At 68.2% G+C, this 25,930-nt stretch carries 20 protein-coding genes; 15 read left to right on the top strand and 5 right to left on the bottom strand.

Going from position 1 to position 25,930, the window contains the following annotated elements:
- The first annotated feature begins 670 nt into the window (after positions 1-670).
- The 9 genes from BSZ36_RS16165 (at position 671) to BSZ36_RS16125 (ending at position 13,566) form a co-directional block, all read left to right on the top strand.
- Positions 671-2,749, top strand: a complete 2,079-nt coding sequence (locus BSZ36_RS16165; RefSeq protein ID WP_094550825.1) for a putative bifunctional diguanylate cyclase/phosphodiesterase — start codon at positions 671-673, stop codon at positions 2,747-2,749.
- Between the two features lie 222 nt (positions 2,750-2,971).
- Positions 2,972-5,623: a T9SS type A sorting domain-containing protein gene (locus tag BSZ36_RS16160; RefSeq protein WP_094550823.1), complete on the top strand. Its 2,652-nt coding sequence runs from the start codon at positions 2,972-2,974 to the stop codon at positions 5,621-5,623.
- 167 nt (positions 5,624-5,790) lie between these two features.
- Positions 5,791-8,430, top strand: a complete 2,640-nt coding sequence (locus BSZ36_RS16155; RefSeq protein WP_143536936.1) for a T9SS type A sorting domain-containing protein — start codon at positions 5,791-5,793, stop codon at positions 8,428-8,430.
- A 128-nt stretch (positions 8,431-8,558) separates the two neighbouring features.
- A complete protein-coding gene (locus BSZ36_RS16150) occupies positions 8,559-9,221 on the top strand; it encodes a NuoI/complex I 23 kDa subunit family protein (RefSeq protein WP_094550819.1) in 663 nt (220 codons plus the stop codon).
- A gap of 64 nt (positions 9,222-9,285) precedes the next feature.
- A complete protein-coding gene (locus BSZ36_RS16145; RefSeq protein ID WP_094550817.1) occupies positions 9,286-9,840 on the top strand; it encodes a hypothetical protein in 555 nt (184 codons plus the stop codon).
- Positions 9,837-10,721, top strand: a complete 885-nt coding sequence (locus BSZ36_RS16140) for an alpha/beta hydrolase (protein WP_094550815.1) — start codon at positions 9,837-9,839, stop codon at positions 10,719-10,721. The genes BSZ36_RS16145 and BSZ36_RS16140 overlap by 4 nt, the downstream gene beginning before the upstream one ends.
- Positions 10,722-10,824: 103 nt before the next feature.
- Positions 10,825-11,574 carry a hypothetical protein gene (locus tag BSZ36_RS16135; RefSeq protein ID WP_094550813.1) on the top strand — a complete coding sequence of 250 codons (750 nt, stop codon included), beginning with the start codon at positions 10,825-10,827 and terminating at the stop codon, positions 11,572-11,574.
- 117 nt (positions 11,575-11,691) lie between these two features.
- Positions 11,692-12,714: a DNA polymerase III subunit delta gene (gene holA / locus BSZ36_RS16130; RefSeq protein ID WP_094550811.1), complete on the top strand. Its 1,023-nt coding sequence runs from the start codon at positions 11,692-11,694 to the stop codon at positions 12,712-12,714.
- 276 nt (positions 12,715-12,990) lie between these two features.
- On the top strand, positions 12,991-13,566 hold the full coding sequence (locus tag BSZ36_RS16125; protein WP_179271257.1) for an RNA polymerase sigma factor: 576 nt from the start codon (positions 12,991-12,993) through the stop codon (positions 13,564-13,566).
- A 115-nt stretch (positions 13,567-13,681) separates the two neighbouring features.
- On the opposite strand, the gene BSZ36_RS16120 is transcribed toward BSZ36_RS16125, so the two are convergent.
- Positions 13,682-14,200, bottom strand: a complete 519-nt coding sequence (locus BSZ36_RS16120; RefSeq protein ID WP_094550807.1) for a hypothetical protein — start codon at positions 14,198-14,200, stop codon at positions 13,682-13,684.
- Between the two features lie 202 nt (positions 14,201-14,402).
- Entirely contained in the window at positions 14,403-15,062 is a 660-nt protein-coding gene (locus BSZ36_RS16115) for a hypothetical protein (protein ID WP_094550805.1), read from the bottom strand.
- 177 nt (positions 15,063-15,239) lie between these two features.
- Here BSZ36_RS16115 and BSZ36_RS16110 point away from each other — a divergent pair, with 177 nt between their 5' ends.
- The 6 genes from BSZ36_RS16110 (at position 15,240) to BSZ36_RS16085 (ending at position 22,344) form a co-directional block, all read left to right on the top strand.
- Positions 15,240-15,926, top strand: a complete 687-nt coding sequence (locus BSZ36_RS16110) for an OmpA family protein (RefSeq protein WP_094550803.1) — start codon at positions 15,240-15,242, stop codon at positions 15,924-15,926.
- A 334-nt stretch (positions 15,927-16,260) separates the two neighbouring features.
- Positions 16,261-17,778 (top strand): SulP family inorganic anion transporter, encoded by a 1,518-nt coding sequence (locus BSZ36_RS16105; protein WP_342760094.1) that lies wholly within the window; start codon positions 16,261-16,263, stop codon positions 17,776-17,778.
- Positions 17,779-17,872: 94 nt separating this feature from the next.
- On the top strand, positions 17,873-18,310 hold the full coding sequence (locus BSZ36_RS16100) for a hypothetical protein (RefSeq protein ID WP_094550801.1): 438 nt from the start codon (positions 17,873-17,875) through the stop codon (positions 18,308-18,310).
- Positions 18,311-18,507: 197 nt separating this feature from the next.
- On the top strand, positions 18,508-20,844 hold the full coding sequence (locus tag BSZ36_RS16095; protein WP_094550799.1) for a TonB-dependent siderophore receptor: 2,337 nt from the start codon (positions 18,508-18,510) through the stop codon (positions 20,842-20,844).
- 13 nt (positions 20,845-20,857) lie between these two features.
- On the top strand, positions 20,858-22,096 hold the full coding sequence (locus BSZ36_RS16090; protein ID WP_094550797.1) for a PepSY-associated TM helix domain-containing protein: 1,239 nt from the start codon (positions 20,858-20,860) through the stop codon (positions 22,094-22,096).
- Positions 22,093-22,344 (top strand): hypothetical protein, encoded by a 252-nt coding sequence (locus BSZ36_RS16085; protein WP_094550795.1) that lies wholly within the window; start codon positions 22,093-22,095, stop codon positions 22,342-22,344. The genes BSZ36_RS16090 and BSZ36_RS16085 overlap by 4 nt, the downstream gene beginning before the upstream one ends.
- Before the next feature lie 34 nt (positions 22,345-22,378).
- On the opposite strand, the gene BSZ36_RS16080 is transcribed toward BSZ36_RS16085, so the two are convergent.
- From BSZ36_RS16080 to BSZ36_RS16070, 3 genes are all read right to left on the bottom strand, one after another.
- Positions 22,379-23,236 carry a DUF4344 domain-containing metallopeptidase gene (locus BSZ36_RS16080; protein ID WP_179271230.1) on the bottom strand — a complete coding sequence of 286 codons (858 nt, stop codon included), beginning with the start codon at positions 23,234-23,236 and terminating at the stop codon, positions 22,379-22,381.
- A gap of 156 nt (positions 23,237-23,392) precedes the next feature.
- On the bottom strand, positions 23,393-24,880 hold the full coding sequence (locus BSZ36_RS16075) for a hypothetical protein (RefSeq protein ID WP_094550791.1): 1,488 nt from the start codon (positions 24,878-24,880) through the stop codon (positions 23,393-23,395).
- A gap of 284 nt (positions 24,881-25,164) precedes the next feature.
- On the bottom strand, positions 25,165-25,785 hold the full coding sequence (locus tag BSZ36_RS16070; RefSeq protein WP_179271229.1) for a TetR/AcrR family transcriptional regulator: 621 nt from the start codon (positions 25,783-25,785) through the stop codon (positions 25,165-25,167).
- Positions 25,786-25,930 lie beyond the last annotated feature (145 nt).

Raw genomic sequence — 25,930 nt, 5'->3', positions numbered from 1 at the left:
GCCTCTGGCGTGGTGGTCTTGAGCGCGACCTCGCCGGGGCGGCGGGGGGCCTTTGTGGGCGTAGCCATGGTGTATGCGGTTGGTTTACGCGAAGGTACCGCCGGGCGCGCAAGGGGTTCGCCAGAGGCCCCGCGCGAGCGCGCAGTGTGAAGCCGACCGAAGACGGCAGGCCTCTGGCGCGCCCGCGCCCGGAATCGAGCAACAGGTCGTGGCCGGCACCGCCGACCCTTTTGCACGCCGCCGCCACGGCCGACCAACACGCCGCTATCGCCCTAGCCCACCAATGCAATCGTTTGCGGAAAGAGGATCAAGCTTCTACTCATGCACTGTCTGCGGATAAATCTGCGGGGTGACGAGGACTTGGACGTGCCACATCAATATCCGGGCGAGGCGCCACGAAATCGTTCCGTGTCCTCCCCCACATAGGCCCGGACCCATCAAACAGGATCAAATCCGCCCCGCTTTATAGCGTCAACATCGGTCAGTATACCTCCCGCCCTAAACGCCCCGTTTGGCAGACCGATCCCCTCTATTGACTAGGGTTTATGCGTTTGCCTTGGGAGAGCTTGCACGAAGAGGCCGTGCCGAGCTCCAAAACCCAGCCTACCAGTGGCATGTCTGTGCTGCTCAAACTGTGCCTCGTATGACCGGCAAGCATGTATAGCTCACGATGTCGCACACCTCATCTCCGGGGGCGTCTGCCTTCCAGGAAATCGTCCAGCGTTCGGCAGTTGGCCTGATGGTGATCCAAGACGCCGCCGTCGTGTATTGCAACCCGGAGGCAGCACGGCTCTTCGCATATTCTGAGGCCGAGCTGTGCTCGCTCTCGCTATTGGACCTCATCGCAGGCGAGGACGTGCCCTTCATGGAAGTCGGCTCCGCCCTAAGAGCGCAGGAGCCCATGACGCACTCGGTGCAAGGAGTTCGGAAAGACGGGAAAACGGTCCCCCTCGAATGGACAAGCGTTCCAAGCCAGCATGACGGCCGCTGCGCCATCGTCGCAACCGTTCTCGACGCGACGGACCGGAGGGAGGCAGAACGCAGGGCTCAAGAGGAGGCGGAGCGGTACCAGCTTCTGACTCAGCACATGACGGACATGATCTGCCTGCACGCTCCAGAAGGGGAGTACAAGTGGGTCAGCCCGTCGGTGGAGTTCATCCTCGGCTACTCGCCAGAGGAATTCCTGACGCTCCACTCCGAAGACCTCCTCCACCCTGAAGAAGCCGGAGGCCTCCTAGACCTGGGGCGCACCCTTCTCCTAGGAGGCGAGCGCCCGGTCTCTACGCTTGTTCACCGGTGCCTCCACAAAGGCGGCCACTACGTCTGGCTGGAGTCCCACACGCACATCATCTGCGACGACACAGGGGAGATCCTTCACCTCCAAACGTCCGCGCGCGACGTGACAGAGCGCCGGAAAATGGAGCTCCGCCTAGAGCGCCAAGCGCACTACGACCCCCTCACGGGGCTTCCCAACCGACGCCTCTTTCTCACGCGCCTTACCGAAGCCCTTGCTCACTTCGGTCCGGAACACGCAGAAGGGATGGTGCTCGTCGTTGACCTGGACCGGTTCGAGGCGGTCAACGATACCCTTGGCTACTCGGCGGGCGACGAGGTGCTCCAGGAAGTTGCCCGCCGCCTTACACGGACTGTCGGGCCGACCGACACCGTTGCGCGGATCGGCAGCGACGAGTTCGCAGTTCTGCTCCCGACTCGGCCTCTGGCGGAAGGCGCAGAGGACGTCGCCCTACGTATCCGGTCCGAGCTCAACCGCCCGATCCAGTTGAGGTACCGGGAGGAAACGGTCGCGGCCTCCGTGGGGGCGGTTACGGGAAGGGCGGACCACGTGAGCGCGAGCAGGATATTGAGCGAGGCCATGGGGACGGTGCACGTTGCCAAAACAGTCCGGAAGGGAATCCACATCGTGCGGAGCCAGAAAGAGACGGACGGAACGAGCCGCGGCCACCGGCTCGAGATGGACCTCCGTCACGCCGTTGCACGGGGCGAGCTCCGCGCTTTTTACCAACCCGTCGTGCGCCTTTCTGATCTCTCCCTGGCGGGGTTCGAAGCGCTCGTGCGGTGGGAGCACCCCGAGTTCGGCCTGCTCGGGCCGGAGGCCTTCCTGCGTTCTGCAGAGCGCAGTGGCCAGATCACGGCCATCGACCGGTGGATCCTTCGTGAGGCCGGGCGTCAGGCGTACGAGTGGGGCGCAGCCAGCGACGGCCGGCCTCTGGCGATCAACGTGAACTGCACCGGGCACGATGTCTTGGACGCGGGCTACACCGATGATATCCGCTGGGTGCTGGACCTCCTCCACGACAGTCCCTATTCCCTTGCCCTTGAGATCACCGAATCGCTACTCGTCGAGGAGACCGGGCTCGTATCCGCAGAGCTCCAAGAGCACCAAGCCGCTGGCGCTCGCGTCTGCATCGACGACTTCGGGACGGGCTACTCCTCGCTCCGCACGCTCCAAGAGCTCCCCATCGACGTCCTCAAAGTAGACCGCTCGTTTGTGAACACGATGACGAAGGACACCCAGAGCCGGGAGCTGGTCCGAGCGGTCGTCCACCTCAGCCAGGTTCTCGGCAAGCACGTCGTGGCGGAAGGCATCGAGTCGGCTGAGCAGGCGGAACTGCTCCGGCAGATGGGCGCGACGTATGGCCAGGGGTACCTCTTCGGGAAGCCTATGCCAGCGGGCGAAGCTGCAGCGTTCACCGAGCGGGGCGTGTTTGTGGCGGCTGCGCTCGCGTAGCGGCGCGGGCCTGGCCTCTGGCGCCAGAGGCGGATCGCCTTTCCATGCAAACACGGGGTGAGGCTCCCGGCGCCAGAGGCTTCTGGCGCGAGAGGCCGACGCGGGGGCGCAGCCGAGCGGACGCGTAGCCACTCAGCAGCACCGCGAGACCACTGACGGGTTTCTCCGAGCGGTTCGATGTACGCGCAAATATGTTGCGGGTACGCTATCGCTTCTAACCATATGGGTCGTTTCGCTACACTCCTCGCAGTGCTCCTCTTTGCAGCCTCTGGCGCTCACGCCCAGACGCCCGGCTCGTGCGCGCTAGGAACGGCCGAGGGGGACCTCGACGTGTCCAACGTCTTCGCCCGCGTGTTCAACACCGGGAGCCTGTTCTTCGGCAACGCGACCACCAATGGCGACGGCTACCTCGTGCCGCGCTTCTCCAACCACTCCCCGCTGTTCGCGGCGGGCATCTGGCTGGGTGGGTACGCCGAGGGCGAGCTCCGCGTCGCGGGCTCGCGCTACACCAACTTCAATTTCTACCCCGGCCCGCTCAACGAGGACGGCACGCTGCCCGACGCCGACGACTGCTCCGCCTTCGACCGGATCTACGTCGTGAGCACCGTGGACGTGGACCGCTACGAGGCCTCTGGCGAGGCGAGCGCGGACCTCGCGGCGTGGCCGGTGGGACTGGGCGCGCCCGCCGTGGACGCCAGCGGCCAGCCTCTAGCGGCGACCTCGCGGGAGCAGGTGCTGGACCTCGGCGCGGGCGAGCGGCCGGTGATCTACGGCAGCCAGACGGCGTGGTGGGTCATGAACGACGTGGGGGCGCCCCACCTCCTTCAAGACACGCCGCCGCTGGGCGTGGAAGTCCGCGTGAGCGCCTTCGCCATCTCCGGCGAGGGCGATGCGGTGGCCGGCACGCCAGAGGCCACCTTCTACCGCTACGAGATCGTCAACCGGAGCGCGAACGAGATCACAGGCCTCCGCGCGGGCTTCTTCACGGATCCCGACCTGGGCGATGCGGCCGACGACTACATCGCGACCGATACGACGCGGAGCCTCGCCATCGTCTACAACGACATTCCAACAGATGGGGTGTACGGCATCCCGCCCGCACTAGGGATAGACCTGCTGAACGGCGCGGGCGCCTCCAGCTGGTTCATCGGCGGGGCCAGCGCGACGACGACGGGGGACCCGGTCACGGGCGAGCAGATGTACAACGTGCTCCAGGGCTTGTGGAGCGGCGGTTCACGGGTGCGCGAGTTCGGGGACGGTTACGGGCAGCCCGAGACGTACCCCGTTACGCCATTCGTCCTTGCAGGAGACCCAGTAACGGGGTCCTTCTGGAGCGAGGAGAACATCGACGGCGAGGGCACGAACAACCCTGCTGGCGACCGACGCATGGTCATCACGGCGCCGCCCAGCACGCTGGCCTCTGGCGCGAGCCGCACGGTGGACCTCGCGGTCCTCTTCGCGCAGGGGACGGACCGCTTCGATAGCGTCACCGAACTCCGCGCCGTCAGCGACGAGGTGCAGGACGCTTACGACGCGGGAACGCTCTGGGACCTCGGCGCTGATCTCACCGCGCTCGCTACGCCCCAGTCTCTGGCGCCAGAGGCTGGAGCTCCGGCTACGCAGGCGGACTCGGTGGTCTTCTCGTGGACGCCGGTGGGTGGTGCGAGTGGCTACCAGGTCCGCTGGGGGTTCTCGCCGGACAGCCTGTTTAACACGCAGCAGTCCCCCGGGTCCTCGCTCGCTCTACGCGTTGAGCAGCTCACGCGCATCGACCGGCGGCGATCGCGATTCGGCATACAGGAGGTTTTCTGGAGTGTTCGCCCGCTCGGCGACGGGGGCATCGGAGAGTATTCCGAGCCGCGGTCCGTATTCGTGTACCGCGAAGGGCCACTCATGCTGGCCTCTGGCGCGCTCGCGTTTATCGAAGTGGCGGGGCCGGGTGGCGCAGACCCCTGCGCCGAGAGCGCACAGAGCCGAGACGGGTGCGACGAAACCGGCGGCAACCTCGTGTACCGTTCGCTGAACTCAACGGGCGCGTACTATTTCGCCTCGACCCAAGAAGACTTTTCGGCCTACCAAATCGGACCCTTCGCGCCTAATGATTACGAGATCCGCTTCACCAGATCGGGCGGACTCGCGAGTTGCGCGCCTTTCTGTAATGGCCTTCGAGTACGCAGGGTCCCCTTCGAAGTCTGGGATGTGGGCGCTGTTGCGCTAGGGGAGGAAAACGACCCCTCAGATGACGTCCAGCTGCTGCCGACCTATCGGTCCGACATGGCATGCGAGTTCGGCCCCATCGGTGGCTTCAACGTGAGGGATCCAGATTTCCCGGGCTATGTCTTCTCGGACCGTATCGGGGCCGCATATCCCGTTACGACGTACGCGGATTTCGAAGCGGAATACGCCCCCCTTGTGGAAGCGGCACCAGATGGGTGCTTCGAAGAGACCGACGGCGAGCGGTTCCAAACCCTCTTCGACGTTGACCGCCTACCAGTGTACGGATACCTCTTCGGGTCGCCAGAGGCCGCGCCCGCGCTTCCCGAGGCCGGCACGGTCATCCGCCTCTACACCGCCGACCCGCCCCCCGTCTCCGGCGAGCCTACACCCGGCGCCTCTGGCGAGATCGCGCTCACCGTCGCGCCGAACCCCGCGCGCGGCGCCGCCACCGTCCGCCTCGCGCTCACCGCGCCAGAGGCCGTCCGCGTCCGCGTGCTCGACATGCTCGGTCGCGAGGTGGCAACGCTAGCCGAGGGGCCACAGGCCTCTGGCGACATGGCGCTGCGCCTTCCGGGGGACCTCGCCTCTGGGGTGTACGCCGTGGAGGCGGTGGCAGGCGAGCGCCGCATGACGCGGCTCGTGACCGTCGTCCGCTGAGCAAGCCTCGGGCGCCAGAGGCCGCTAAGGCTTTTGCCTCTGGCGTGATAGAATCCGACTGACCGACGTAGCGCCAGAGGCCGCCATGTCGGTTGCAGGGCAGCAGCAATGCCCTCGGCCGTCCCCCCCAGCGGGGTATGCTTCCACCCGCCCCCTGCCCGAATCGCATGCGCCGTTTCGCTACGCTCGCCGCCCTGCTCCTCTTTGTAGCCTCTGGCGCCCACGCCCAGACGCCCGGCTTGTGCGAGATGGGGACCGCCGAGGGGGACCTCGACGTGTCCAACGTCTTCGCGCGCGTGTTCAACACCGGGAGCCTGTTCCTCGGCAACAGCACCGCCAGCGGGTACGTCGTGCCGCGCACCTCGGGGAACTCGCCCGTTTATGCAGCGGGGCTCTGGCTGAGCGGCGAGGTCGGCGGGGAGGTACGGGCCGCCGGCGCCGTCTTCGGTGGCCCCGCGTTCTGGCCCGGCCCGCTCAACGAGGACGGCACGCTCCCCGACGCCGACGACTGCTCCGCGTTCGACCGCATCTACGTCGTGAGCACCGCGGACGTGGACCGCTACGAGGCCTCTGGCGAGGCGAGCGCGGACCTCGCGGCGTGGCCGGTGGGACTGGGCGCGCCCGCCGTGGACGCCAGCGGCCAGCCTCTAGCGGCGACCTCGCGGGAGCAGGTGCTGGACCTCGGCGCGGGCGAGCGGCCGGTGATCTACGGCAGCCAGACGGCGTGGTGGGTCATGAACGACGTGGGCGCGCCGCACACCGCTCGCGAGACGCCGCCGCTCGGTGTGGAGGTGCGCGTGAGCGCCTTCGCCATCTCCGGTGCGGGAGGCGAGGTGGCCGGGACGCCAGAGGCCACGTTCTACCGCTACGAGGTCCTCAACCGAGGGCCGAGCACCATTGAGGGGCTCCGCGCGGGCTTCTACGCCGATACAGACCTCGGCGATGCCAGCGACGACTTCCTCCACACCGACACGACGCGCTCGATGACGGTGGTGTACAACAGAGCGGAAACCGACGCAGTGTACGGGACTCCGCCCGCGTTTGGCTTCGACCTCCTCGGTGGCGCGGCGACGTCGACCTACATCCCTAACGGGCACCCCGCGATGACGACCGGATACCCCGCTACCGCGAATCAGTACTCTTACCGTCTCCAGGGATTGTGGGGCGATGGCTCTCCACAGCGCGAATACGAACATGGGTATCAGCAGCCCAGCACGTATCCCCTGACGCCGTTCTTCTACCCCGGCGACCCGGTCACCGGACAGTTCTGGAGCCCGGAGAATGCAGACGGGATGGGTACGAACGGATTCGGAGGCAACCTCACGTTCGTTCTCGCCGCGCCCCCGCTGGACCTGGCCTCTGGCGAGCGCCACACGGTAGACCTCGCGGCCCTTTTTGCGCAAGGAGCGGACCGCCTCGACAGCGTCACCGAACTCCGCGCCGTCAGCGATGCCGTGCAGGACGCCTACGACGCGGGAACGCTCTGGGGCCTCGGCGCCGATCTCACCGCGCTCGCCACGCCCACGCCTCTGGCGCCAGAGGCCGGAGCTCCGGCTACACAGGCAGATTCGGTGGCCTTCTCGTGGACGCCCGTTGATGGCGCGAGCGGTTACTACGTCCGCTGGGGGTTCTCGCCCAGCACGTTGTTCAACTCCCGAACGGTCACAGAACCGTCGCTCACGCTTCGGATTTTCGATCTGACCCGCGATGCCCGGACCGCCCGGTTTGGAACGCAAGAGGTGTTCTGGCAGGTCCGCGCGTTCGCGAATGGGGGCAGCGGTTCCGCCTCGGAGCCCCAGTCCGTGTTCGTGTACCGCGCGGGGCCTCTCACGTTGGCTTCTGGTGCGTTCGCGTTTGTCGAGAGCGCGGGACCGGGCGGCTCTGATCCGTGCGCCGGCAGCGCCGAGAGCCGAGACGGATGTGAGGAGGTGGGAGGCAACCTCGTCTACCGCTCCCTGAATTCAACGGGCGCCTATTACCTCAATACATACAGCGGCTCGTACGCGGCGACGGCCCTTGGCCGGTTCACTCCCAACGATTTCGAGATCCGGTTCACCGATGAGGGCAGCCTCGCAACGAGCGTGTACGACCTCACAGTGCGAGGCGTCCCGTTTGAAGTCTGGGACATCGGTGCGGTCACGCCCGGCGCCGAGAACGACCCCGCCGATGACGTGCGCCTCGTACCGACGTTCAATTCGCGCGCGCCATGCACGTTTGGGCCGGGAGAAGGATTCCAAGGTGTTCCCACCCCCGCAGACTTCCCGAACTACGTCCAGTCGAGCACGATCGGCGCGTACTACCCAGCCACGACCTATGGGGAGTTCGAAGCGGAGTACAGGCCACGCGTCGAGAGCGCACCGGAGGCGTGCTTTACCGAACCCGACCGAGCGCGTCTGTTCTCGCTTATAGACACTCGCAGAGACCCGCTGGACGAATACGTCTTCGGCTCGCCAGAGGCCGCGCCCGCGCTCCCGGAGGTCGGCACCATCATCCGCCTCTACACCGCCGACCCGCCACCCGTCGCCGGCGAGCCTACACCCGGCGCCTCTGGCGAGATCGCGCTCACCGTCGCGCCGAACCCCGCGCGCGGCGGCGCCACCGTCCGCCTCGCGCTCACCGCGCCAGAAGCCGTCCGCGTCCGCGTGCTGGACATGCTCGGCCGCGAGGTCGCGGTTCTGGCAGACGGGCCACAGGCCTCTGGCGACGTGGCATTGAAGCTTCCGGGGGACCTCGCACCAGGCGTCTACGCCGTGGAGGCGACGGCGGGAGAGCGCCGCACAACGCGGCTCGTGACCGTCGTTCGCTGACCCGCCCTCGGGCGCCCGAGGCCACGACGCCACGCCTCTGGCGGTGAACACGTCCCGAAGCGCCGCGCCGAGGGCGAACCGCGCCCCGCCAGAGGCGTAGCTTTCACCCGAGACCGAAACCACCGTCCATGCCCGGCCAGTTCGTCGACAAATCCACGCCCGATGAGCGCAAGCTCAACTTCTGGGAGCGCCTCTACCTCCCGGAGATCTTTAAGGGCCTCGGCTACTCCGCTTCCAAGATGAAGCTGGAGAGCTACTCCTTCCAGTACCCGGAGGAGCAGTGGTACCCGCCGGATAGCTACCGTGGCCGCCCCGTCCTCGTGGAGGAGCAGGGCCGCCCGCGTTGCGTGGCCTGCGGCCTCTGCGCCCGCTCGTGCCCGCCCCTGGCGATCTCGATGCAGGCTCACGAGGTCACCGACGACATCAAGGAGCGCGAGCCCGAGTGGTTCGAGATCAACATGCTGCGGTGCATCTACTGCGGCTTCTGCGAAGAGGTCTGCCCCGAGGAGGCCATCGTGATGTCCAAGGAGTACGACCTCACGTTCCAGGACCGCGAGGAGGCGCACTTCGGCATCGACAAACTCCTCGTGCCCAAGGAGCGGCTCACGGACCGGCTCAACTTCCTCCAGCTTCGGCGCAACGGCGCGCCCTCTGGCGATTGGAAGCACCGCCAGGACAACAACGTCCACACGCTCCGCAACCGCCTGGACTACATGGCCGGTCTGGAGGAGTCCCTCGCGCGCGCCGACGAGCACGAGCCGCCGAACACGGAAGTCATCGCTGACGCGTAGCCAGTCGCGAGTGGGGAGTGGCCAGTAGCGCCCCCGCTGGCTCCTGGCCCATTCCCACTGGCCCATGGTTGACCTCGACAGATACCGCGAGCCCTCGCGCGAGCCCGCCGTGCTCGAAGCGCGCCGGCTTGCCCTCGTGGACCAACTCGGCTGGCTGGCCGACGAGGCCGCCGCGCTGGGCCCACTTTTGGCAGACCTGCCCGCTTGGGCCGTGGACCAGGCGCCCGTCCCCGAAGAGCGGACGGTCAAAGAGACCCTCCAGGCCCTCGCCGCGCTCGACCGCGACGTGTACCCCGGCTGGCTGGACCAGATCGAGGCCTCCGGCGCGTCGCCAGAGGCGCCCACGTTTGCCGTCCCGGACCTGAGCGCGCTCGGCGAGGGCGCCAACGAGCGCGACCTCCATGAGCTTCTGGCCGACGTCCGCGCCCAGCGCCAGCCTCTGGCGGCGCGCGTGGCCGAGATCGCGCCAGAGGTGTGGGACCGGCCCCTCACGCTGGGCGACGAAACGATGGACCTCTACGGCCTCGCGCTTGACATCGTGCGGCGCGACGCGGACGAATTGAAAACGCTGGCCTACCGCCTGCACAGCGCGGACATCTCGCAACGCACGCGGGGATGACCCGGCGGGCGAAGGTCACGAGCCTCATCGTAGGCGCCGCCCTTCTCGTCGGCATCAGCGGCGTGCTCGCCCTCGGCTCTTTGCTGACGGCCCCCGTCCCACGAGAGATCGGGCCGCCGCCCGCGGACCTCGGCGCCGAGACGGTCGGTATCCCCAGCGCCTCTGGCGCCGACTTGGCGGCGTGGTTCGTGCCCGCGGATTCTAGCGGAGAGGCTGGCGCCAGAGGCGCCGTCGTGCTGATGCACGGCGTCCGCGCCGACCGCCGCAGCCTGACCGAGCGCGCGCGGCTGTTCCGAGACGCCGGCTATGCCGTGCTCCTCTTCGATTTCCAGGCCCACGGCGAGAGCCCTGGCGACCAGATCACCTTCGGCTGGCGCGAGCAGGACGACGCCATCGCGGCCGTTGCGTGGATGCGCCAGAGGCTTCCCGGCGCGCCCGTGGCGGTCGTCGGGCAGTCCATGGGCGGCGCCGCGGCGCTCTACGCCGGGGCCGACCTCGGCGCCGACGCCCTCGTGATCGAGTCCGTTTACGGCTCGCTTGCGCAGGCGACCGAGAACCGGCTCACGATGCGCCTCGGCGGTATCGGCAGGCCCCTGGCACCCGTCCTCACCTCCCAGGTGCGGCTCCGCCTCGGCGTCCCGCTGGACTCCCTCGCGCCAGAGGCCGCCATCCGCGACGCGAACGCGCCCGTGCTCGTCGCCAGCGGCACCGAAGACGAGCACGCCACGCCCGAGGAGGCCCGGCGCCTCTACGCCAACGCGCCCGAGCCCAAAGCGCTGTGGATCGCCTCTGGCGCGGCGCACCAGGACCTCTACCGGTTCGCGCCAGAGGCCTACCGCGAGCACGTTCTGGGCTGGCTGGAGACCACGCTGGAGCGGTAGGTGCCTGCGGCCCCTGGCGCCAGAGGCCATCGCATTTCTGGGGGGGCGATGGTCCTTCTCGGGGGCGAACGACGCACGAAAGGGGGAGCCCCCCTTTCTAGCCATGACGCGTTCCCGCTTTTCCCTCCCCCTCCTGATCGTCCTTCTCGTAGCGACCGCCGCCCCTACGAGCGCGCAGTCGTTCTGGCAACGCGCCCGCGATGCCGCCAAGTCCACCATCCAGTCCGGCGTGGACGCCGTGCGGAAAGACGTGGAGCGCCGCAGCAGCGCCGCCATCAACGGCTTCATGGGTGACAGCACCGCCACCGCCGAGGCCTCTGGCGGCGCCTTCGCTCCCGGCGCGACCGTCGTCTTCGAGCTCGGCGGCGATCCCGGTACGCTGCCCGGCGGCATCCACGTCTGGGGTGGCGCCTTCGCGCTCACCGACGACGGCGCCCTCGAAGCGTCGGAGTCCGGCGCCTTCGACGTGGTCCTGGACGGCCCGATGCCTGACGCGTTCACCGTCGAGTTCGATCTCCTGGCCTCTGGCGCGACGCCGTTTATCCAGATCTCCGTCGCCAGCGAGAGTGGCGATCCCGCAGGCGAGAGCTACGTCATCGTGGACGGCGAGAGCGGCCTAGCGCTCGGCAGCGCCAGCGGCGGCGAGTACGTCTCGCCCGAGATCGCCGGCGCCGACGAGATCCCGGTCCGCCTCGCGGTCGATGGCGCGGAGGCTCGCCTCTACCTCGGCGACGCGCTCGTCGCCTCCGTCTCGGACGCCGACTTCGGGCAGGACATCCGCGTGCAGTTCGTCGTGGACGGCGTCGCGGACGTGCCGGTCGCCTTCCACGGCCTCCGCGTGGCGACGGACTGAGCCGCACGCCCAACCGGGCGAGACCGCTCTGGCGTAGGGAGGCCTCTGGCGCCAGAGGCCTCCCGTCTTCGCGCCGGACGGGCGGACCGCGCCAGAGGCCGGGCCGTAGCTTCCCGTATGGCTAAAGGGAAGAACACCGGCCCCTCTTTTGAGGACCTGCGGACAGCGTTCCAGAGCGGCAACGTCAAGCCGCTCTACTTCCTCTATGGCGAGGAAGGCTACCTCATCGACGAGTTGCAGCGGCTGGCCGTTGGGCTCGTCGCGCCGCACGAGCGGGACTTCAACCTCGACGTCATCTTCGGCCCCGAGGCGCAAGCGCAGTCCGTCCTGGCTCAGTGCGCTCAGTTCCCCATGATGGCGGAGCGGCGCGTCGTCATCGTGCGCGGGTTCGAGCAACTGGACGACAACAAGTTGTTCAGCGCCTACGCCGCGCAGCCCAACCCGACGGCCGTTGTCATCCTGTGCTGCAACTCCAAGCCCAACCTCTCGCACCATCCGTACCGCGCGCTCAAGCAGCATGCCGTCGCCTCGGAGTTCGCGACGCTCAAGGACCGCCAGCTCCACGGCTGGGTGGAGAGCCGCTTCCGCGAGCAGGGGAAAGCCACCGAGAGCGGCGCCGCCCAGATGCTCGCAGATCTCTCCGGCCCGGACCTTCGGACGGTCGCCGGAGAGGTGGACAAACTGGTCACCTACGTCGGTAGCCGGGACCGCGTCACGCGCGATGACATCGTGCAGGCGGCGGGCCACAGCCGCGAGGAGAACGTCTTCGAGCTCCAGAGCGCCATCGCAGGGGGCGACCGCGCCCGCGCGCTCGGCATCGGCCTCTCGCTGATGGGCCTCGCGACGAACCGTCGCGGAGAAGCCATTCGGATGATCGCCCTGCTCGGGGCGTACATCCAGAAAGTCTGGAAGGTGACAGCTTGTCGGGAACAAGGCGTGCCCGAAAACCAGATGGCCCGACAGGTCGGCGTGCCGCCGTTCGTCCTCCGCGAGTACATCGCCGCCGAGCGGCGCCTGGGGCCCCGCCTGCCGGCCGCCTTTGGCGCGCTCCTTGCCGCCGATGCAGAGCTCAAAGGCGGGTCTCAGCGCGATCCACAGGCTGTATTCGCCTTGCTCATCCGCCGCCTTACGCCCGGTTGACGCGCGCCAGAGGCCTCCCGGCCATACCGCAGCAGGCCTCTGGCGTGCTCCGAAACGCCACAGTGCCCCTAATGCATTCCCCCGTTCGCTGTTACAACAGGCAGATGGGCACGGCCTTTGAACATCCACTCAGTCCTGCCACGCTTGCCGGTGGCACGGACCGACCACCTCTCCTTAGCTCCCATCTCGATGCCCACTCTCAAGAAGCAAACCTTCGCCAAGGCCGCCGCCCGCCCCGAAACGCCGGGCCGCCGCAACCATGACGTGCTCGTCGAGATGACAGACGAGGATCTGATGTCTCAGTTCCAGATGGGCACCGTCGAAGCGTTCGACATCCTTGTCAAGCGCTACCACGACCCGCTGACGAACTACATCTACCGCTTCCTCGGAGATGTGAAGGAGGGCGAGGATCTCCTGCAGGAGACGTTCCTCCGCGTGTACCGCAACCGGCACAGCTACCGCCGAATTGCCAAGTTCTCGACCTGGCTCTACACTATCGCGGGCAACCTCGCACGTAGCGAGTACCGCAAGCGCAAGCGCCGCCGCGTGTACAGCCTCCAGTCCACCAACCGGGACGACGAGGAGTACGAGGTCGAGATCCCGGACGAGACGTTCTCGCCCGACACCCACGCTGAGAGCACCATCCAGGACCGCCACATCCAGGACGCCTTGAGCCAGATCCCCGAGGAGTTCCGCGAGGTCGTCGTCCTCCGCGACGTGCAGCAGCTCGCCTACGAGGAGATCGCTGAGATCACGGGCCTCCCGATGGGCACGGTCAAGAGCCGCATCAACCGCGGCCGCACCAAGCTCCAAGGCATCCTCAAGGACGTGTACTCCCCCGAGGAGTCCTAAGCCTCTGGCGAGAGATCCCACATGCAACGCCCCGGCCGTTTCTCACGACCGGGGCGTTTCTGTATGCGCTCCAAACGGTGCCGTCGGCCTCTGGCGCCAGAGGCCGCCCGGATCATTACGGGTTCGTGCGGTTCAGCGTGATCGTGAGGCGGCCGCTGACATCGTTGAGGCTGCCATACTGCGGGTCGTAGGCCTCAAGGTCCACACCGTCGACGTCGATGTTCGCCGAGAGGCGGTTGGCGTTTACCTCATCACGGTTGAGCGAGAAGGCAGCGGGCAGCAGGATGCGTTCCAGCTTGCCGGCATCGGCGTCCGTACGGGCCGTGACGCTGACCAACCGCGAGGTGGCGCGCGCCGTGCCGATCACGAGCTGGCTAGCGCTGCCGATGCGCTCAAATCGCACGACCGCCTGGCCATCCCCGACCACCTCGATGGTCGCCCCCGCGCGGAGGCCTGCCAGCACGTCGATATCCGCGAGGACCTCGGGCTGATCCGGGTTGAAGGAAAGCTCCGTGATGGCGTAAACGCCCTGCACCTCGGTCAGGCTGGAGCCGGGGTTGTTGGTATCGCACCCGCTGAACGCGAGGACCCCAAGGAGGAGGGCGAAGAGAACGCAGCGGGGACAGGTGGGCATCAGTCAGAGAGGAGGAGGAGACGGGAAATTAGGGGCAGACCCAGGCGCGGATCCGCTCTCGCCAGAGGCAATGCGAATCCATGGCCTCTGGCGCCAGAAGCCCCGAACGGCCGACGCGGGCGGCCTCGTGTGCGGGGGGAAAGGGCGCCCTCGCTGTGGCGTCTCGGCACGAGAGCTCGCCTCTGGCGTGGCGAAGCCCGCGCTAAAGCCCTAGAGCGCGCAAGAGGCCCGATCCGCGCACGGTCACGCTGGGCACCACCACGAGGTCGCTCTCACCGAACCCCGACGTGGGGCTGTAGAAGAGGCCGAGTTCCGGCGCGATCGCGAGATTGGGCTCGCCGAACCGGATCCCGCCAAAGACGCCGGTCGCGAACACGTTCTCGTTGTCGTTGCCGAAGGGGCCGAGGTACTGGGCGCGCACCCCGCCGTAGGGCGTGAGCTCGCCGATGGATGCCGCCGAGGTCACGACGCTGGCTTCCAGATGCGCGTGCCCGCCGCCGCCAAACAGGATGCCTCCGCCCGCCAGAAGCGTCGTCCCGGCGTCGGTCCCAGGCATCCCTGTCAGCCGCCGCCCGTAGGTCACCACTGCGCCCACGCCGACGATGCGGAGCCCGATATCGGACCGCTCGTCGAGCCCCAGACGGACCCCGTTGCTGAGCATGAACGCGGGGTTGTCGTCGTCGCCTGGTTCCCGAAGGCGGTCGTGAGAGGCGTACTGGAAGGTCGCGCTCGGGACCGCGACGCCCTTTGGAGTCGTGCGCGCGGTTTGCCCCACGTTGTAGGGAACGGCGCAACCCGCCAGAGGCACGAGAACGGCGAGGGCAGCGAGGGCAGCGAGGGCAGCGAGGAAAAGAGTACGCACGGGGCTTCGGGCGGGACACGGAGAAGCTAGCGCGTGCGGTGTGCGCCCGCCGAGCCTCTGGCGCGCACGGAATCAAAGCGGGCGCCGTTGAAGGCCCGTGCTTTTCGCAGCGGTGTACGGAGAACGTCTCCATCTCGCGCCGCGTAGGTTCTCCCCTTCCGGACCCGACACCCAGCCATGCTCCAACGCTTCGCCCTCGCCGCTCTCTGCCTTAGCCTCGCGGCCTGCGACTCCACCACGGGGGAAGCCGTGGCCCCCGTCCTGTCGGGATGCACGGTCTCCGAGAGCGAGATCGAGCCTGGAGATGAGGTGGTCTTTAACGCGGTGCTTAACGGAGACGCCCAGGAGCCCGTTCTCGTCTCCATCGACTGGGGGGACGGCGACGAGGACGACGTGACCACCTTCCCCGTCTCGCACACCTACGATGCCGCCGGGACCTTCTCCGCGAGGGTGACCGCCATCAACGCGCTCGGGTCGGCCTCTTGCGCGGAAACCGTCGAGGTGTCCGACCCTCTCTGTGAGGACCTGCAATTTGCTCAGGTCCTTTTCCCCTTCCAGAGCGCTGTGCTCGACGAGAAGGATCTCCTTGCTCTGGACCGGAACGCCCTGTCGGTCCGGCAATGCAGCAACGTCTGCCTGACCATCCAGGCGTACACGGATGACCTGGAGACCGACCAGGCCGCCCTCTCCCAAGCACGCGCGGATGCTGTGCAGGACTACTACCTCTCCCAGGGCGTCGCGAGAACGCGCGCCGCTGCGCAAGGGCTCGGGCAGGACCCGAATGCGAACTCCGCGGGCACGCCAGGGCAAGGAGACTTCCGCGCCCGGCGCGCGGATTCGGTCCCCGGCGTCTGCCCGCAGTAGGCAGGCCTCGTCCACGCCTCTGGCGCCAGAGGCCTACCGCGCATCGCTTGTTTGAGGAGCGGTGCGCGAAGAGCCTGTGGCCGGCGTGCCCGAACCCAGTGAAGAGAAGCGCTTCCGCCTTGCGAGAGGCGCGAGCGGGAGGCCCCGAAACGTAGGTTGAGCACATTCGGCTCTGCCGCCTCCTGCTCTCGCGGCTCCCGCCGATACCCCTTTGGACCCCAGCGTCGCTCGGGTCCTTTCTCTTTTCGGGTCGAGCGGCACTACCCGCCCTCCCTGCTTCGCCAGAGGCCTGCTCGCGCCGAGCCGCCTCGTTGACTGAACCGTCCGCTTGAACATCAGCACCATCTTTGGAGACAGCCGGTACGGCCTCTCCCTGCCCAGCCGCCGCACCCTCCAGGAGCAGTGGTTCGGCAACGTCCGCGCCGACCTCCTTGCGGGCGTCGTCGTGGCCCTCGCGCTTATTCCTGAGGCCATCGCGTTCTCCATCATCGCGGGCGTGGACCCGAAGGTGGGCCTCTACGCCTCGTTCTCCATCGCTGTGATCACGGCGTTCGTGGGTGGGCGGCCCGCGATGATCTCGGCGGCGACGGGCGCGATGGCGCTCGTCATGATCACGCTCGTGCGCGATCACGGCCTCCAATACCTCTTCGCCGCAACGATCCTGACCGGCGCGATCCAGGTGTTGTTCGGCGTGTTCAAGCTGGGGCGGTACATGAAGTTCGTGCCGCGCCCGGTCATGACCGGGTTCGTCAACGCGCTCGCCATTCTCATCTTCATGGCGCAGCTGCCGCTCTTCGTCGGCACGGGGCCGCTGATGTACGCCGTCGTGGCCGGCGGCCTGGCCATCATCTACGGCCTGCCGTACCTCACCAAAGCGGTCCCCTCACCCCTGATCGCGATTGTGGGGCTCACGATCCTCGCGGTGGCCTCTGGCGGCGGAGGCCTCAGCACCGTCGGCGACATGGGCGAGCTGCCGACGACGCTGCCGTTTTTCTCCATCCCGAGCGTGCCGCTCAACATGGAGACGCTGTCCATCATCTTCCCGGTCGCGATGGCGCTCGCGCTCGTGGGCCTCATTGAGAGCCTTCTGACGGCGTCCATCGTGGACGAGATGACCGACACGCCGAGCGACAAGAACAAGGAGTCTCGCGGGCAGGGCATCGCCAACGTCATCACCGGCTTTTTCGGCGGCATGGCGGGCTGCGCGATGATTGGGCAGAGCGTCATCAACGTGAAGTCGGGCGGCCGCGGGCGGCTCTCCACCTTCGCCGCGGGCGCCTTCCTGCTCTTCTTCATCCTGGTCCTCTCCGACTGGCTCGTGCTGATCCCCATGGGCGCCCTTGTGGCGGTCATGTTCATGGTGTCCTTCAGCACGTTCGACTGGTCCTCGCTCCGCGTGGACAAGGTGCCATTTAGCGAGACGCTCGTGATGGGCGTCACCGTGGGCGTCGTCGTCGGCACGCACAACCTCGCGCTCGGCGTGCTTGTCGGCATCCTGCTAAGCGCGATGCTGTTCGCGCGCCAGGTGGCTCACCTCGCCTTTATGGAGGACCAGCTGAGCGAGGACGGCCGCACCCAAACCGTCGCCGTTGTCGGCAACCTCTTCTTCGCGACCGTCACCGGCTTCCTGGACCACTTCGACTTTACCGCCGACGTGGACAAGGTCATCCTCGACCTCTCACAGGCACACGTCTGGGACGCTTCCGCCGTCGCGGCCATCGACAAGGCCGTGCTCCGCTACCGCGCCAGAGGCGTCGAGATGGAGATCGTAGGCCTGAACGAGCCCAGCGCGGCGATCGTGGAGCGCGTGGCCGTGCACGACAAGCCGGGCATGGCGCTGGCCGGGCACTAAGCCCCCAGCGCCAGAGGCCTCTGGCGTGCTCGCGTTTCGCCCTTGCTCTCTGGCGAGAAACGCGACCACCTTGGGCCTCCTCCCCTCCGCTCCGATGTCACGGGTAGTCCTCACCGCGCTGGTCGTGCTCGCCGGCTGCGACGCCTTCGCCTCTGGCGAACCCGTCGCGTTTACAACGCTCACGGCGCCGATGGAACGGATCGCCGTGAACGGCACGACCGTTCTCCGAGACCCTCAGGCCCTCCCGGCGTTCGTCCGCGAGGCTCCAGACGAAGGGCCGGTCCTCTTCCCCGACATCGACTTCGAGCGCCAGATCGTCCTCGGCGTCTTTTACGGCGGCTCGTTCCACGCGGGGTGCACCGGCGCTGTGGATGTCATCGAATCCGTCCAGCAGGAGCGGGATGAACTCGTGGTCCGCATCGGTCCACTGCCGGACCTGGGCCCGTGCCGCGCCGTCGTGTATCCCTCCCAGCTGGTGGTCGTGGACGCGACGTCCCCAAAAGTCCGCTTCGAGGGGCGTCTCCCTCGCTAGAGGCCTCTGGCGCCAGAGGCCAGAGCTGACGGCCTCACGCGTCATGAGCGGTCGGCTCCAACGCCAGGGGCCGTCCTTGAGCACGTGGGCTTCCAAGCACCTATTTCGGCGTCCCTGTTAGGTTTGCGCGAAGGGCGAGCGCCTTATCTAGATCAAGTCTAAAATGGACTCAGTCTAAATAAGCTCCTCCACTCTCCATGTCCCGCTCGCTTTTCGGCCTCGCGCTGTTCCTGCTCACCGCGTCCACCGCGCTTTCCCAGACGGGGACGCTCGCCGGGCGCGTTACCGATTCTCAGACGGGCGTCCCGGTGCCCGGCGCCACCGTCCAACTCGTGGGCACAGGGACCGGCGCGGCGGCGGACGCCAGCGGCTACTTCGTCCTCGCCGCTGTTCCTGTAGACACGCACGCCGTCCGCGTGAGCAGCGTGGGATATGAGCCCATCACACGCACGGTAGCCGTCTACGAGGGCGAGCGCGTCGTGCTCGATGTCGCGCTCTCAGAGCAGACGGCGAGCTTGGGCGCCATCAGCGTCGTCAGCCGCCGCGGCGGGTTCGTCCCGACCGAGCTGACCTCGGCGAGCAAGCTGGGCGCCCGCCCGCTCGAAACGCCCCACTCCGTCTCGGTCCTCACCCAGGACCAGTTGGAAGTCCAAGACGCGACGACCCTCGCCGAGGCGCTCCGCTACACGCCTGGCGTTCAGGGCGAAGCCTGGGGCTTCGAGCCCCGCTTCACGTGGATCAAGGTCCGCGGGTTCGACGCTACCCAGACCGGCCTCTACCGCGACGGCCTCCAGCTCCGCAACGTGAACTACGCCGTGGGCTACAACGTCGAGCCGTACGGGATGGAGCGGGTCGAGGTGCTGCGCGGGCCCGCGTCCGTGCTCTACGGCGCGGGAAGCCCCGGTGGTGTGGTCGCCTTCTCCTCCAAGCGGCCCACACTTGTCGCCCAGCGCGAGGTGGCCGTCGAGGCCGGCAGCTTTGGACGGCTCCAGGCCCAGGCCGACCTTTCCGGCCCCGTCCCGGGAACAGACGCGCTCCAGTACCGCGTGACTGGCCTCTTGCGCGACAGCGACACCCAGGTGGAGTTCGTCCAGAACGACCGGCTGTACGTCGCCCCGGCGCTGACCTGGCGGCCGGGCGCGAGCACGACGTGGACCGTCCTCGGTCACGTGCAGCGCGACGACACCGGCGCCTCGCAGGCGCTCCCCATCGAGGGGACGCTAGAGGCCAACACGTTCGGCGCCGTCCCGACCGATTTCTACACCGGCGCCCCCGGGACCGACCGCTACGACCGCAACGAGTGGTCGGCGTCCTCGCTGTTCGAGCACCGCATCGGCGACACGTGGACGCTCCGCCAGAACGCCCGCTACTACGCCTCCGATCTGGACGACGTGACGGTTTACAGCACGGGCCTCCTCGATGACCGCCGGACGCTCACGCGCTCCATCTTCGGCACTTTCGGCTCGCTGGACGGCTTGGCCCTCGACAACCAGGCGCGCGCCCAGTTCGCCTCTGGCGCGACGGAGACGACGATCCTGGGCGGCCTCGACATCCAGCGCCTCGACGTGGGCCTCCAGCAGACCTTTGGCGGGGCCCCGTCACTCGACCTCTTCTCGCCCGACTACGACCAGCAGGTCGAGGCGCCGCCGACGTTCGCCGATACGCAGACCGACCAGACCCAGACGGGGCTGTACCTCCAGGGCCAGACCAAGTGGGCCGAGCGGCTCGTCCTCTCCCTCGGCGGCCGCTACGACTGGGCAAAGACCGAGACCGTCAACCACATGGCCGACGGCGCCGTCACGGAGCAGAACGACCGCGCCTTCACCGGCCGCGCCGGCGTGGTCTACCTCTCCTCCATCGGCGTCTCCCCGTACGTCAGCTACGCCCAGTCCTTCCTGCCCCAGGTAGGCCTGGACGCCAGCGGCGAGCCGTTCAGCCCGGAGCGCGGGCGCCAGACCGAGGTCGGCGTCAAGGTGCAGCCGCCTGGCGTCAACGGGCTCCTCACCGTGGCCCTGTTCAACCTCACCCGCGACGACTTCCTTCAGTACGACCCCAACACGTCTCTCCAGGTCCAGACCGGCCAGGTCCGGTCGCGAGGCGTCGAGATGGAAGCCGTGGCGAGCCTCACCAACGGGCTCGACGTGACGGCCGGGTTCACGGCGCTCGACGTCGAGATCACCGAGAGCGCGAACGAAGCGGAGATCGGGCAGCGGCCTACGCAGATCCCCAACCGGACCGCCTCCCTCTGGGCCGATTACTCCGTTCCCAGCGGGCCTCTGGCGGGGCTCGGCGTCGGCGCCGGCGTGCGGCACATCGGCGCGACGTGGGGCAACGTGCCGAACACGATCGAGACGGCCGCGACGACGCTCGCAGACGCCGCCCTGTACATGGACGTGCGGCGGCTCCGGCTCTCGGTCAACGTCCAGAACGTGTTTGACGACACGTACGTCGCCTCCGCCTTTGCCCGCTCCTCCACGCTCGTCACGTTTGGCGCCGGGCGGCAGGTAAGCGTGGGCCTCCGCGCCAAGTTCTAGACCGGCACCTCCCATGAAGACACCGAAATCCATGCGCACGTGGTGGTGGGTCCACAAGTGGAGCAGCCTCGTCAGCACGCTGTTCTTGCTCCTTCTGTGCGTGACCGGCCTGCCGCTCATCTTCGCGCACGAGATCGACCACGCGCTGGGCAACAGCGCGGACCCGCCCGTTCTCGCGGAGGTGCCCGCCGAGCGGGCCTCCGTGGACGCGATGATCGCCGACGCCCAGGCCCGCTACCCCGACGAGCACATGCAGTTCGTCGTCGGCGATCCCGACGAGCCCGACGTGACCTACATCCGGATGGGCGAGTCGCCAGAGGGCTCCACCATCAACGTGTTCGACACGTACGACGCGAGGACGGGCGAGCACCTCAACGCGTACCCGTTGGAGGCGGGCGGCTTCATGGAGGTCATGGAGCGGCTGCACGTGGACCTCTACGCCGGGCTCAAAGGGACGCTCTTTCTCGGGTCGATGGGCCTCCTGCTCGTGCTGTCGCTCGTGTCCGGCGTGGTCCTCTACGGCCGGTTCATGCGGAAGCTGAAGTTTGGGACGGTCCGAGACCGGACGCCGCGCCTGCGCTGGCTCGACCTCCACAACCTGCTGGGCATCGCCACGCTGGTGTGGCTGCTCGTCGTCGGCCTGACGGGGACGATCAACGCGCTCGCGATCCCCATCTTCCAGCAGTGGCAGGCGACGGAGCTCGCCGAGATGACCAGCCGCCACGCCGCGCCGGATCAACCGCCCGTGACCGAGCTCACCTCGGTCGATGCCGTACTCGCGAACGCCTCGGCGGTCGCGCCTGGGAAGGTGCTGAGCTTTCTCGCGTTCCCCGGCAACGAGTTCGCGAGCCCGCACCACTTCGTGGCCTTCATGGCCGGCGAAGAAGCCCGGACGGAACGGCTGTTCACGGCCGTCTTGGTAGACGCGAGCACGGCCGAAGTGCTGGAGGTGTCGTCGATGCCGTGGTACACCCAGGTGCTCTTCGTCTCGCAGCCGCTCCACTTCGGCGACTACGGCGGCCTCCCGCTCAAGGTGCTGTGGGCGCTTCTCGACGTGCTGGCCATCGTCGTGCTCGGCAGCGGGGTATACCTCTGGCTTAAAAAGCGGAACGTGACGTTCGACCAGTGGCTCGCCACGGCCCGAGGCAACGCGGCCTCTGGCGAGGCGACTCCCGCCCCCGCGGTCTCCGGCGACGGGGCCTCTGGCGACCCGGCGACCCTCGGCATCCCGTCCACCCGAACGCTGTCATGAGCCACGTCCTCTCCCGCCGTCAGATCTGGGGACCGCCCGTCCTGCTCGGCGTGCTGAGCCTGGTGGGGCTCGTCGCAGCGCTCGTCGCCGACGGCGTGGGCGACGCCCTCTCGTGGGCCGCCCTCGCGCTGCCCGTAGCCGTGTGCGCCGCGGCGTTCCGCCGGCGATCGCAGCGAAACCCCTCGCCCGCCTCGGCTCCGCCCTTGCAGGTGGCCCGCCCCGTAGGCCCTCTCCCTCGGCGGGGGTAGGCCGCCTCTGGCGCGTGGCCTCTGGCGTCAGAGGCTACTCGGCGCGGGCGTGCGGCGCCAGCACGCGCTCGATGTCGCGCACGGCCAGGCTGTACTCGCGTTGGCAGGCGTAGAGGCGCTGCGCGCCGTACTCCGAGGCGGGGTCCAGCGGCAACGCCGCCGTGCCGACGAGGTAGCCGTACCGCTGCGGGTTGGAGCCGTAGAGGTAGCACGCCGTCGCGGCCATCCGCTGCTCGCTGAGGCCGTGCTGCCCCCAGTAGGCGATAAACTCCGGGCCCGCTTCCGCGATGCGGTCCTGCATGGTGGAGAGGAAGTAGACGAGGCCGCCCGTCACGCGGTCCGTATCGCCGCTCCGCACCGCGAAGTAGGCCGCGAGCAGGTCTGCGGCGTCCTCGTTGCGGCCCAGCACGGGGAGTTCGAACTGGTCCACGAGCGCGTGGCCCATCTCGTGGAGCGTGATAAACTCCAGACCGCCCCACAGCAGGTCGTTCCGCTGCTCCGGGTCCTCGATGTCCACCAGCCACCGGTCGAACGCGGCCACGAGGTCGTCGCAGATCACGATGTAGTCGTCGACGTAGTTGTAGTACGCGTTCTCCTCGCCGCAGGGCTCGGAGTAGACGGGGACGTCCACCGGCAGCGCCACCACGCTGTTCACGTCGCGCGTGGTCTGCGCGACGACGCCCGTGAGCACGAGCCCGGTCCGCCCGAGGAGGAGCTGCCCCGGCGCCCGGTTGCGGTCCTCACGCACGAACCGCCCGCTGTCTGCGGAGACGACGGTCTCGATCTCCGAGATCGAGAGGAACGACGGCCCGGGCGGCGCGGCCTCTGGCGGAGGCGCCGACGTGGCGCAGCCGACAAGGACGAGAAAGGCGACGAGTGGGAGAGCACGCATGGCGGCAGCGGTGGATGCGTGCTCAAGAAACGCCCGGAGGCTCGCCCGCTGCATCCCCAGATCGAGGGAGGCCTCTGGCGCCAGAGGCCCGAGCGTGGCAGAGCCAGTGTACCCGCTGCCCTCTCGGCGCCACCACAGCGCGCCAGAGCCCACGTGTTAGATCTCGCGGCAGGCCCCAGGCGCGGGCCGGTCGGTGCCGGCCACAACGACCGGGGCGTTCTCCAGCGTAGGCCGGGGGATGCGCGCGCGGCCCCTCACCGGCCCCGTCGAGCGGTCCAGGCTGGCCGGCAGCGGCTGCGCGACGGTGTCGCCCCGAGGCGCGTACGTCATGGTGTACACCAACTCGAACTCCCGCACGGTCACCGACTGGGGCTTGATCCGCGTCGGGCGGCCCGTTGCCGGGTCTGGCGGCCCGTCGCGAGCGGGCATGACCACCGTGCGCCCTGTCGTCATGCGGTTGAGGGCGTCGGCCCCGAAGCTTTCCGCGCGTCCGAACTGGGACCAGACGGCCCCGCCGAGGCCGTTCGTGAACAGAAGCTGGAGCCGGTCGAAGTCCGTCACGTCCACGGTCCGGCAGTAATTGAGGGGAACGACGCCCGCCTCTGGCGGGAGAGTCAGCGTTCCGGTCGCGTTGGGCGTAAGCGGCGGGATCACGACGTGGACCCCGTTGAGGAACACGCTGAACTGTCCCACCTCCATGCTCCCGGGCGTTGCCTGCCCCGCCCCGTCGAGAGCCGGGAGCCTCTTGCGGACGATGCGGAGGAAGTGGATCGTGGCGCGGTCGCGAGAGCTTCCCACGGCGTCGGGACGGGGGCGGTTTCGGGCCCGTTCCGCACTGCCGCCCGAGGAGACAGGGTCGTACAGGGCGCCATCGGACGTGAACGCCGTTGCGGGGTTGTCGCTCGCGAAGACGCCGACCGAGGCACAGCGCCCAACGCTTTGCGAGATGGACCCGATGGGAGACAGTTCCTCGTTCATCCGCCTCTCGATAAAGCCCGACAGGTTGCCCGACCCGAAGAAATCGAGGACGGACTCCAGCGGTCCGGGATCGCCGATGACTGGCTCTCGGATGTCGATCGCGACTCTGAAATCGCCGGTCCGTGCGCCGTCCTCGGCAGCGCACGTGAACGTCACGTTGTACTGGTAGGTGAGAGCCCGGTTGAATGGCCCGGGCGGATCGGCGACGAACTCCAGCTTCCCGCTCACCTCCGCGCGCCTCAGGTTGGGCCGCGTGAGAAAGGTGGTCTGCCTCAGGACGGGCGCGCCGATGCAGTTCTCGCCGCAGCGGAGAGGGCGCGCGCCGCTGGCCCAGTGCACGATGCCCTCGCCGTCCCGGACCTTCGCGGCAAACGCGGGCTCGCAAGCGCTGGCGTCGAAAACCGCCGGGATCGGCCGTCCGGCATGCGTCATCAGCACCTGGCACAGGGCGAGATCCGCCGACCGCTCGATCTGGTCGCGGAGGATGAGGATGGGCACGCCGCGAGGGGCGTCCGCGCGTGCCTCCAGCGGGTACTGCAGGGCCTCTGGCGGCCCGAGCTGGTTCTGCTGCGCAGCCGGGGCTGACGGCAGCGCCAGCGTCCACACGACGAGCGCGGCGAGGAGGCAAGTGGTTCGCCGTGCGGTCGGGGTGGGGTCGTGGGTCATGCTGGGGCCTCGCGGATCAGGGGAGTTGCCTCGCGGTCGGCACACCTACGCCGCTATGCCCGGGCCCATCACGGTACACACCAGGATCTTATGATCATAAGACTTAACTCTTCCTGACCGGGCCTCTGGCGAGAAGCGGTCCTCTTGCTTCCTCGCGCGGGGCTGTACCACGGCGCGCCAGATGCCGTAGGCGCCCCTCCTGCCGACTCCCAATCTGCCGACTGTGCGCGAGCGCCCGAGGCGCTGGCCCCTGGCGCCAGAGGCCGTCAGCGCAGGGTGCGCACTCAGGCGAAGTGGGGCTCCGCAGGAGGCGTCTCGTGGAGGACGAGGGCACGGAGCGTGGCAAGGTAGGCCGGCACGTCGAACCGCTCGGGGTCCATCACCACCTGGAGCGCGCACCCCTCAATGTAGCCGGTGGCGACCGCCGCCAATGACTCGGGCGTCACGCCGGGGTAGCGCTCCGGCTCACTCCGGATGGCCGCCGCCGTGAGTGGCACGTACGCCTCGCGGTAGTCGCTGAGAGCCTTCCGGATCTTCGCCTGCACGTCCGTATGCTGGGTGCCCATGACCCAGAAGTCGATCAGAAGCGCGACGCGGTGCCGGTTTGGCGGGAGCCCTTCGATGTCGCGCTCGATGGTGTGGAGCAGGCGCAGAACGGGCGAGAGGTGGTCTGTTCCTGCCCGGTTGGGCGCCAGAACGGTGGTCTCGAGCAGGCGGTCGAGCAGGGCCAGGACGAGTCCCTCGCGAGAGGCAAAGTGGAAAAAGACGAGGCCGTTGCTGACGCCGGCCTCTTTGGCCACCGCGCGCGTGGTCAGCCCGCCGAGCCGGTCGCGCGTGGCGACGCGGTAGGCCGCAGCCAGAAGCTCCTCTCTGCGCTCGTCTTCGGGGATTCTGGGACCGGGCATGACGTTTTCGGACAGGGTATTGACCAGGCGCTCAGTATACACTATGCTTATTGAGCAACCGCTCAGTTTCAACTGGTCGGCCGCCCTTCCCCATCTCTGCCGTCTCCCGACGGTGCCGGCGCCGCCTTTCTCCCGGCTCCACACG

Source organism: Rubricoccus marinus, assembly GCF_002257665.1.
Taxonomy (GTDB): domain Bacteria; phylum Bacteroidota; class Rhodothermia; order Rhodothermales; family Rubricoccaceae; genus Rubricoccus; species Rubricoccus marinus.
Note: the sequence above shows the minus strand (reverse complement) of the source record. Positions and strands in the feature narration are given on the sequence as shown.